Raw genomic sequence first — 9,365 nt, 5'->3', positions numbered from 1 at the left:
CATTATATGGATAGCGCAGCAACCAGCCTTGTTCCTGAGCCTGTAATAGCTGCAATGAACGAATATGACCGGCAATACCGCGCTAATGTTGGTCGGGGAATGCACAGGCTTACAAGGGTTGCAACCCAGAAATATCAGGATGCACATGAGCTGGTCAGCAACTTCATTGGCGGGAAAGAGGGCACGACAGTTTTTACCAAGAATACGACCGAAGCTATCAACATGGTTGCAGCCGGGCTCGACTGGCATCCAGGGGACAGGATAGTGACAACAGTTGTAGAGCACCATTCCAACCTGCTTCCCTGGCTTCGGCTGCGCCAAAAAGGTGTTGAAGTGGCTGTTATCCAGCCTGGTAAAGCTGGGGTTTTTGATCTGGAAGCATTTAAAGAGGCAATTACCGATGACACAAAGCTAGTTGCGGTCAGCCATGTGTCAAACGTACTTGGCACCGTGCAGCCTGTACGGGAGATTGCTGAGATCTGCAAAGCCCAGGGAGCCTATTTTCTGGTTGATGGGGCACAGTCCGTCCCCCACGTTCCTGTGGATGTCCGGGCTCTTGGATGCGATTTTTTGTGTTTCTCAGGCCATAAGATGCTAGGACCAACGGGCACTGGCGTGCTGTGGATGCGAGATACGCTTATTTCTCCTCTTATACTGGGAGGAGGCATGGTCGAGGATGTTACAACTGAGGGTTATATTTTGACTGGTGGCTACCAGGGGTTTGAGGGCGGTACTCCTAATATCTCAGGCGCGATCGGGCTTGGGCAGTCAGTGAAATATCTTGAAAGCCTGGGGATGGATGCCATATTCAGGCATGAACAGAAGCTAACTGAACGTCTTCTCACAGGGCTTGCTGGGATAGATAAGATCACTGTTTACGGGCCGCAGGACACAAAAAACAGGATTGGGGTTGTCTCTTTTACCATAGACAGAATTCACCCACACGAGATAGCCTATTTTCTTGACGAAAGGGCAGCAGTGCTTGTCCGTTCGGGAGATCACTGCTGTATCCCACTAATGAAACACTTTGGGCTTCAAAACGGCACTGTCAGAACAAGTCTTTACCTATACAATACCTCGGAAGATGTTGACATGCTTATTGAAACCGTTGAAGAGATCGTACGTATGGTATAAGGAATAGGGTATGAGGATGTACAGCACGGTCCCCTGTATGAAATACAATAACGGGTTAATGGTCCGGTCGTCTCACGAAGTTGTAATGGAAGTGCCTCTTGCAGTTTTTGTTAACGGCCGTCATGCTCTAACCGCTATGGTAAGCCCGACTATGCTTGAAGAGTTTGTGACAGGATTTTTATATACGGAAAGGATTATCCGCAAACTCGAGGATATCGAATCGTTGCATATAGAAGAAAGCAGAGAACGAAATATAGATAAAAACAGAGACAAAAGCGGAAAAATAGATGTTGTCAGCCCTCTCAGTGTCAATGTCCTGACAAAAGACCCGTTTTCAATCATGCTTTCAGGCAAAACTGTCCTTTCGGGGTGTGGAGGCGACGCTTCATATTTGGACTCGGACCGCCTCCCAGAAATCCATTCCGATCTGGTCACTGATGTTTCAACAATTAAGAACATAATGAAAGAAACACTGGTCTCAGATCTTCATACCAGAACAGGCGGCATACACATTGTAGGGCTTTTCGAGCCGGAAGGAAAAATCTGCGTAATAGAAGATATTGGTAGGCATAATGCCCTTGACAGGGCAATAGGTTACGGACTGAGACATGGTGTGGACTTCTCAAGGACAATTGTAACCTGTTCGGGAAGGCTTTCTTCGGAAATGGTAAGGAAGTGCTTGATGGCTAATATTCCTATTATCGCATCCAGAGGTGCAACCACCACACTTGCCATAAGTATGGGAGAGCAAGCTGGCCTTACTATTATCGGCTTTGTCCGTAGCCAAAAGATGAATATTTACACAGGCGCAGAAAGGATCCTGAACTCGGAGTAAGTTTAGTAAGACTTTTAGTGCTTAGTTCTGGATTCTTATGCTTAACTCCGGTTTAATACTTAATTCCAGACCCTCAATGTTTAATTATGAGTTCTGATTAATTTCCCAGATGAATGTTTGCTAAATAACAATTAAGAATAATTTTAATCATTCATAAATTCAGACTATGCAGAATTCAAAACGTCTATCGAGGAATCTTATGGATAACCCATTAAAAACAATAAGAGAAACAAAACCCCTCATACATCATATAACTAACTGGGTAACTATTTACGAATGTGCAAATATGACAAGAGCTTTTGGCGCGTTGCCTATAATGGCGCATGCTCCTGATGAATGTGCTGAGATGACAGGGATTTCATCGGCTCTTGTGCTTAACATCGGAACCCTGACATCGGAAATCATTGATTCCATGCTTCTCTCTGCGGCTGCAGCAAATAAAAAGAAAATTCCGGTTGTGCTTGATGCTGTCGGGGTCGGGGCTACAAAATTCCGAAATGAAATGGCTGCTAAAATCCTTGATTCTGTCCGTATCGATATCATAAAAGGCAATTATTCGGAAATTGCAAAGCTGGCAGGTGAGAGTGCTGAGACAAGAGGGGTTGAAGCTACTTCGATTGATGCGGACCCTTTAAAGATTGCGAAAGAATTCGCAAAATCAAGCTCTTCCGTTGTCGTGATGACAGGAAAAGAAGATGTTATAAGTGATGGAGAGAGGGTTTTCATTGTGAAGAACGGGCATGAGTTCATGGGGTCGATTGTCGGAACTGGATGCATGGCTGCATCAGTAATAGGTTCATTTGCTGCTATTAACCCGGACTACTGCGAAGCGGCCAGAGATGCTCTATGCTACTTTGGAGTTGCAGGGGAACTTGCAGCTGGAAAATCAAGAGGGCCTGGAAGTTTCAAGGTTAACCTGTATGATGAAGTTTTCAACATGTCGGATGAAAAAGTAAAAAGTATGATGAATTTTGAAGAACGCTAAGTTAAGAAAATTGATTTATGAGATATTAAAAAGATATTATAAACAATATCTTTTTAATGAACTATTTCTAAAAAATGTGCATACTGGATGGATCAAGCATTATGAACCAGAAAGGCTTCAGCCGGAAAAGTCACCTTTTAAAAGAAATCGATTTTTATCTCGTTACAGATTCCGGACTCTCGAAAAAAGGGACTTTATCCGATGTAAGGGAGGCAGTCGAGTCAGGCTGCAGGATTGTGCAGTACCGGGAAAAGGATAAAAGCACGAAAGCGATGGTAGAAGAAGCTTCCGAAATCAAGAAAATCTGCAGCGGCAGAGCAGTCTTTCTGGTAAATGACAGGATCGATGTGGCTCTGGCAGTTGATGCAGATGGAGTCCATATAGGCCAGGACGACATGCCTATTGAGACTGCCAGAAAACTCCTTGGCAAGGATAAGATAATCGGCCTTAGTGTGCATGACAGGAAGGAAGCAATTCTGGCTGAGAAAAATGGGGCTGACTATGTAGGGCTTGGTCCTATATTCGATACTGCGACCAAAAAAGATGCCGGAGACGGAGTCGGTCCTCTTAGAATCCGAGAAGTTAAAGATGCAGTAAAGCTTCCTGTAGTTGCTATTGGCGGAATAAATAAGAAAAATTGCGAGAGTGTCCTTCAAAACGGAGCTGATAGCCTGGTCGCAATTTCTGCAGTCGTGTGCAGTGATGATGTAAAGACAGAAACTAAGTATTTTATTGATAAAATCCGGAGAATCAAAAAAGCATAATAAAGAATGAGAAGGATTTATTCTCAACCTTTTTTCATCCTTCTCCACCTCATTCCTAAGTTTTCTGAAGAAACGCCCATTTCAGAGCCATCCGAAAAGTCCAGCTACTCTGAATGTTATTCATGCGCATAAGAACTAAAGTACAATATTTTTAAGTTTCCATTCCTATTGTACAAACAGTATTATGAATCCATTATTCTACTTTTTTGTTAGTCTATTTTCTACTTTTTGGACAGGCTCCAATTCAAAATTTTTACGAAATAATGAAGAATCTCACATGAGAGAAGTTTAATCTAGCCACTTTAATAAATAAAAATTAAACTGATAAAAATATTTACGTACAATTAAATAGTACCCTGAACTGACAGTACTTATTTTCTAACACAACAATGGCTAATAAAATGCTTTTAATTGAAAATAAGTTTTTGGAAGGGATGAGTTTGTCATCTAGAGGCATAAAACCTGAGGAATTTGATTTTCTTGTGAAAAAAGCTCTGGAACTGGAAGCGATTGACGCAAAGATAATTCTCACTTATAAGGTATTTGTAGAAAAAAGAGTGGTTTTAAAATAGGGGCTGTATAGGATACGGGAAAAAGCTGACATGCCCACCGCATGTTCCCACCGTCGATGAGTTTCGGGAAATACTGAAAGAATACAGCTATGCGATGCTTGTCAAGTTCAGGTCGCCTGCAATTGCAGATGAAGAAATTGCAAAAGCTCCATACAAAACCTGGCTTGACCCGACTGAGTCTGAGGAAACAAGGGAAAAAGCCGCCAAGTTCTGGGAAGAATATTTTGACTATAGCAAGAAAATGGCATCCGCAATGCTAGAGCTTGAAAAAGCAGCTTTTAACGAAGGATTCACCTTTGCGGTTGCATTTGTGAACGGTTCATGCAGGCTATGTGAAAAATGCAATGTGGAAAAGGGAATCTGTATCCATTCGAATATGGCGAGAATTCCGGAACATGCCGTTGGGATAAATATGAAGAAAACTGCCGCGGAATCTGGTATGCCCCTGGAATTCCCCATTAAAGGGCAACCTGAACCCATGTCTCTTCTATTGATTGACTGAAACTATCAGTTAATTGAATGCTATTTTGAAAATTATAAAGCATGATAATTGGTTATTAACTAATTAAAGTCATAGATGATCGTAAATTTTATTTAGAAGGGCTTAAAACCCTTCTCTTGATGGAGGGAATAAAAGGGTGCCACAAATATATGAGTATAAAGTGTGGTATGAAATACTGAAAAATGAAAATACTGAGTTTCAACGCTCCTCATCTCTCAGGATAACAACATTCCCACGCCCCCTTTTGAACTTTTCAATCAGTTCTCTTCTTTCCAGATCTGCAAGCATGAGGCTAACCTTTCCTTCGGAGTACTTCAGCTTACTGCGCAAGTCCTTTTGTGTAATCCTGCCTCCCTGACCTCGAATTATATCCATGACTTCTTGGAGGTCTGCGGGAAGCGGAAGCTTCTTTTTTGAAGCAGGAATTTCAGTTTCGTGACTCTCTGCGGGCTTATCCCCAGCTTCTTCAGAGAAAATTTCCTGTTTCTCTTTTTGCGGCTCAGATTCAACCAGCTCTATTTCGTTCTCCTGAGAACCCACTTTAATTTCTGCAGACTCTTCCTGCAATTTCTCTTTCAGGATTTCAGGTGATAATTCTGTTACTGCCGGCTTTACCTGTTCATTCACAGGTTCTTTTACCGATTCTGTTACAGGTTCCTGTATAAATTCCTTTACCGGCTCTTTCACAGGCTCTTTTACAGGATCTGCTACTATTTCTGTTGAAGATGCAGTTTCGAAGGGCTTTACCCTAGATTCCTGTACTTGAGATACCCGTATCTCAGACTCAAGTTTTAGCTTGGGGTCTAAGCTTTCGTGAGGAACTCCTATCCTTTCATCATGAACTTCTACTGAGAGCTCGGGAACCTTAACTGGTTTGAAAAAATCTCCTGTAATACGCCCCTTTCCGTTTGCTTCTGTATCTGAGACTCTATTTACCCTTTTTTGAGGCTGGTTTTTCTCTATTTTTTTATCCTTTCTGGAGACAAAGTAGCCTGCTGTAGGCAGGAGAATAAGTAAAAGAGTTATCAGCAGGTAATTCACATTTATATGGCCAGCTCTGATCTGATCAGCTAGATTCGTGCTGCTCGAATTGCCTTTGCTTGTCATCGCCCCTGTGGATGTGTCTGTTAGTGAATTTGTTGTATTTGAGGAGGAGCTTTTTGCAGTCCCGTTCTGGTCTTCGGAAAATCCGTTTAGTTTGGAATCACCCATTAGTTCCTCGGAATAAACAGGAAGGAGTAGGAGATCACGTAAATATTTTCCTTGATCTTTAATCTGAATAGTCTCGTTAGCCGAATATGTAACGCTACTGTTCTGATAGTAACTGGCTGTAATATTATAATCTCCGGGTGCCAGATCAAAAGAGTACACGCCGTACTTTGCCACCATGGACTGTGAAGGAGTAGAATTTACCTCAACCACGGCATTTTCCAGAGGCTTGAAGGTATCCCAGCCGTATACCGTCCCGTGGACTGTAGCCGTGCTGTTTGCTAAGGCAGGACCTGATAAAGCAAGTACGGCAGCGATGCAAATAATATAGAGCCTTAGATTCATTTTCGATAAACCCAGAGTTGCATTTTGATTTTCAATTTTTCCAGGCATTTTTAATATTCTCCTGGAACGTTATTGCTTCTCTAAGAAACCTCTCTCCTGCATTCTGTTTCCGGAGAAGCTCTATCAGTGTGATATTACTTCATGCCCTGTGCCCAATTATCACATCATTGTCATTCCTATCAGGCCCATATCCGGTATTATTGTCCTTTCCGTCAGGCCCGTGATCTTGGGGATTCATTCCGTCTTCAAAGAAAGGTTTCGCCCACTTTTCTTCTTTTACTATCCTACCTGCCTCTTCAACACTGTAGGTGCCGTTTCCCTGGAAGGCTACATAACCTTCGCCATCTGCAGTGAGGGTAATGTTTTCATTTTTTAACATTACCGTTTTACGGGAACCGGAAATCTTCACATCAGCAGAACTTATGTTGTAAAGTTGCACCGTATCATGCGAGTCGGTATTCTCTTCAAATGTGTAATCCCCGTTTATATCAATTTTGGAATCCCTGGAAAGACCCATTATTGCCATTTCTCCATCTTCCAGGTGCAGATTCAGAGTGAAATTGCCCATAAGAATAGCTTTTCCTTCTCCTGCCGAAATAAGCCGGGATGTATTGTTAAGTTCTTCGCTTTCCATTAGAGAACTAAGCTCCCCGAAAATATCTCTCAGGACATGATTGGCTTTCATCATACTCTTCTGAGACTGAATCAAATAATCTATTTTCATATTTTCGGATGAACCGTTATATTGACTCGAATCCGCAATTGAGCTGTTATTTTCTTCGCCTGAGACTGCATCCGCAAGGGCTCGGTACTGCTTTGCCTCTTTTATAAGACGGTTATACTCTTCAAGCAGGGCTTCAAGTCTGCTAACATCTTCCCCTTCTGCTTTGTAGCGCTCAATCCCGACTTTAAGCTTTAATGAAATCGTTTCTGCTTTTTCGATGTTTCTGTCAAGAAGGGATGTTGCATCTTTCAGAGTATGCATGGACTCAGGGCCTGGAGGAAACTCATGGGGATGCATGCCTGGAATTTCAGATTTCCCATGGTCCAGGAGCCCTACATAGGGGAAAAAAATAGTCCTAGCTAGATCTTCTGAACCTCTACAATTAAAGCCCTGAGCCCCCTCATCAACGCAGCCTGAGATCATGATAACGGCTGCAAGTATAAGGAGCAAGGACAGAAATTTGATTTTCATACTGGGCCACGTCCTATGGAAAGAACTCATTACTGGACTGTATCTTTTACTCGAGTTCGTATATTAATATTTGGTTATTTTTAAAAGTCTTTCTCAGAAGCAATAGAATCGTTCCGGAAACTCTGAAGACTCTAATTAACTCCAGGACAATTTGGGGAATTCCTGCCTCTCCGAATTCTCCAAGCTGTCTTGCCAGGACTTCATCATGAAAATAGGAGTTTCTAGGTTCTCTTTTGCGGGCAGAAAAACAATTACTTTTTCCGCTGCCTCATAAACTTTTATTTCCCTTCCTTTCCGACTCCACTTTACGTTCCTTACTCTAATCATTCCGATTTCTAGAAGTGAGTCCAGATTGTATTTGAGAGTATTCAGGCGTATTCCAAGCTCATCGGCAAGGTTACCTGCAGACATCGACTTCTTATTAAGCAATTTAAGAATTCTGATTGAAGTTTCACTTGAAAGAAGTCTGGCAATTTTTTTGGAATCTTCGGAAAGCTGCAAAATCAGCAATTTTTCCTCCGGGTCATCAGGCATTTTTATCCCTGTTACATTTTTTCTCGTATTTGAATATTTTCGAAATTCTTTTTAACTCATTAAAGAGTTGAGTCAGGAACTATCGAATTGATATTGCAGGTCTAGTACATACATGGTTTCCTCGTAATCTTCTTCGATGCTTTTCTAAATGCTTTGACCGTTTTTTGATTACGGTACAAAATTGCATTGTGACAATATATCTCTGGGTCTCTGGGTGGGATGTTACTCATCGATATGTTCCTGACAGAGATGCTATATCTGAATTTAAAAATAAAAGAATACTTACTTTTTCAGGAGTGTTAACCGATTAAATTTACGATTTACACTTTAAATAGGACTATTTTGGGATTTAACCCTTTATAATTCTTAAATACTTTATTTCGAAGGATTATTTTCCTTTAAAGACGAAAATTGGGCTTTTTTCTTACATTGGGTTACTTTTCAAATTAAAAATTGTTCTTGTTCCGAGATTATAATTTGCTATTGTTATGAGGTTATGTAAAGAATAAAATAAAGACACTTAGAGAATTTAACTCAGAACCAATTCCAGTTGAATTTCCAGGATGACAGATAAATAATATTTATTTTATTGAAAAATACGATGTTTGGAGAGCCTAATAAGTATTAATTATATGATTTATGCCCTTTTATGTAACTTAAGGTTTAAAAACGAATTTTCCGGATTAAGCCCTGTTAATCATATTATATCTGTAAATAATTTTATATTCAATATGATATAATTTAAAATTGTCAATCGGCGGATGGCCAATCGCCAGATAGCCGGTAAGACGATTAGAGCAAAGAAGGACTTGCACGATTGAGCTGAGAAAAAAGTAGAGTGAAACTATAAGACATCTAAGTTACTTGCAACAACTTGCTTGTGTGACTTGCTCGTGTTTTATATTGCTTATTAAGTGTTTAAGTCCTAGTTATACATAAAAATTGCCAGTAGTCCTATAAAAAGTAAATTGGAGAATTAACTGGTATAATATCTTCCTGCAATAGATATGCTGCGGAAGTGAATTGAAAAATCAAATTTCATGCGGCCACCCCACCCTAAAGGATGGGGTATGCTTCGGGCCGCCCGCCCGGTTTCTGGGGAATAATTAAGTATCCATTTACAAGACTTTCTTAATGCAGAGTTGCATTACCAACTTCTGTAACCGTGACGCTAAGAAACCTTACTTTACAAAGAAGCAACGGTACCGAGGTTTAAACGAAACCATAAAGAGGCGAGGGTTCACTTCATCCCCAATCTAAAGAATGGGGTATTCGTGACCCTCTGCGCTC

General features: G+C 41.1%; 9 protein-coding genes. 6 read left to right on the top strand and 3 right to left on the bottom strand.

The annotated features are described in order from the left end of the window. From BP621_RS12550 to BP621_RS12525, 6 genes are all read left to right on the top strand, one after another. Positions 1–1,134: cysteine desulfurase (locus BP621_RS12550; RefSeq protein WP_292390466.1), on the top strand; the 1,134-nt coding region annotated here is incomplete at its 5' end. 16 nt (positions 1,135–1,150) lie between these two features. Beyond that, complete coding sequence (gene fdhD / locus BP621_RS12545) at positions 1,151–1,969, top strand: formate dehydrogenase accessory sulfurtransferase FdhD (RefSeq protein WP_292390465.1); 819 nt, start codon at positions 1,151–1,153, stop codon at positions 1,967–1,969. A gap of 199 nt (positions 1,970–2,168) precedes the next feature. After that, positions 2,169–2,954 (top strand): hydroxyethylthiazole kinase, encoded by a 786-nt coding sequence (gene thiM / locus BP621_RS12540; RefSeq protein WP_292390462.1) that lies wholly within the window; start codon positions 2,169–2,171, stop codon positions 2,952–2,954. A 101-nt stretch (positions 2,955–3,055) separates the two neighbouring features. Next, a complete protein-coding gene (gene thiE, locus BP621_RS12535) occupies positions 3,056–3,718 on the top strand; it encodes a thiamine phosphate synthase (protein WP_292390460.1) in 663 nt (220 codons plus the stop codon). Between the two features lie 434 nt (positions 3,719–4,152). Further along, complete coding sequence (locus BP621_RS12530) at positions 4,153–4,290, top strand: hypothetical protein (protein ID WP_292390459.1); 138 nt, start codon at positions 4,153–4,155, stop codon at positions 4,288–4,290. Between the two features lie 7 nt (positions 4,291–4,297). After that, positions 4,298–4,792: a DUF2284 domain-containing protein gene (locus tag BP621_RS12525; protein WP_349682080.1), complete on the top strand. Its 495-nt coding sequence runs from the start codon at positions 4,298–4,300 to the stop codon at positions 4,790–4,792. Positions 4,793–4,990: 198 nt separating this feature from the next. Here BP621_RS12525 and BP621_RS12520 read toward each other — a convergent pair whose 3' ends face one another. The 3 genes from BP621_RS12520 to BP621_RS12510 form a co-directional block, all read right to left on the bottom strand. After that, on the bottom strand, positions 4,991–6,394 hold the full coding sequence (locus tag BP621_RS12520) for a helix-turn-helix transcriptional regulator (RefSeq protein ID WP_292390456.1): 1,404 nt from the start codon (positions 6,392–6,394) through the stop codon (positions 4,991–4,993). Positions 6,395–6,485: 91 nt separating this feature from the next. Then, positions 6,486–7,541, bottom strand: coding sequence for a hypothetical protein (locus BP621_RS12515; RefSeq protein ID WP_292390455.1), 1,056 nt, complete (start codon positions 7,539–7,541; stop codon positions 6,486–6,488). Positions 7,542–7,676: 135 nt separating this feature from the next. Continuing rightward, positions 7,677–8,075, bottom strand: a complete 399-nt coding sequence (locus BP621_RS12510; RefSeq protein WP_292390452.1) for an ArsR/SmtB family transcription factor — start codon at positions 8,073–8,075, stop codon at positions 7,677–7,679. Positions 8,076–9,365 lie beyond the last annotated feature (1,290 nt).

The organism is Methanosarcina sp. UBA5, from assembly GCF_002505485.1.
In the GTDB taxonomy this organism is placed as follows: Archaea; Halobacteriota; Methanosarcinia; order Methanosarcinales; family Methanosarcinaceae; genus Methanosarcina.
This window is presented reverse-complemented; position numbering and strand designations above follow the sequence as displayed.

Bases quoted from the DNA above. Each gene is read 5' to 3' on its own strand.
- fdhD (WP_292390465.1), top strand. From the start codon at position 1,151: ATGTACAGCACGGTCCCCTGTATGAAATACAATAACGGGTTAATGGTC.
- thiM (WP_292390462.1), top strand. From the start codon at position 2,169: ATGGATAACCCATTAAAAACAATAAGAGAAACAAAACCCCTCATACAT.
- thiE (WP_292390460.1), top strand. From the start codon at position 3,056: ATGAACCAGAAAGGCTTCAGCCGGAAAAGTCACCTTTTAAAAGAAATC.
- BP621_RS12530 (WP_292390459.1), top strand. From the start codon at position 4,153: ATGAGTTTGTCATCTAGAGGCATAAAACCTGAGGAATTTGATTTTCTT.
- BP621_RS12520 (WP_292390456.1), bottom strand. From the start codon at position 6,394: ATGCCTGGAAAAATTGAAAATCAAAATGCAACTCTGGGTTTATCGAAA.
- BP621_RS12515 (WP_292390455.1), bottom strand. From the start codon at position 7,541: ATGAAAATCAAATTTCTGTCCTTGCTCCTTATACTTGCAGCCGTTATC.
- BP621_RS12510 (WP_292390452.1), bottom strand. From the start codon at position 8,075: ATGCCTGATGACCCGGAGGAAAAATTGCTGATTTTGCAGCTTTCCGAA.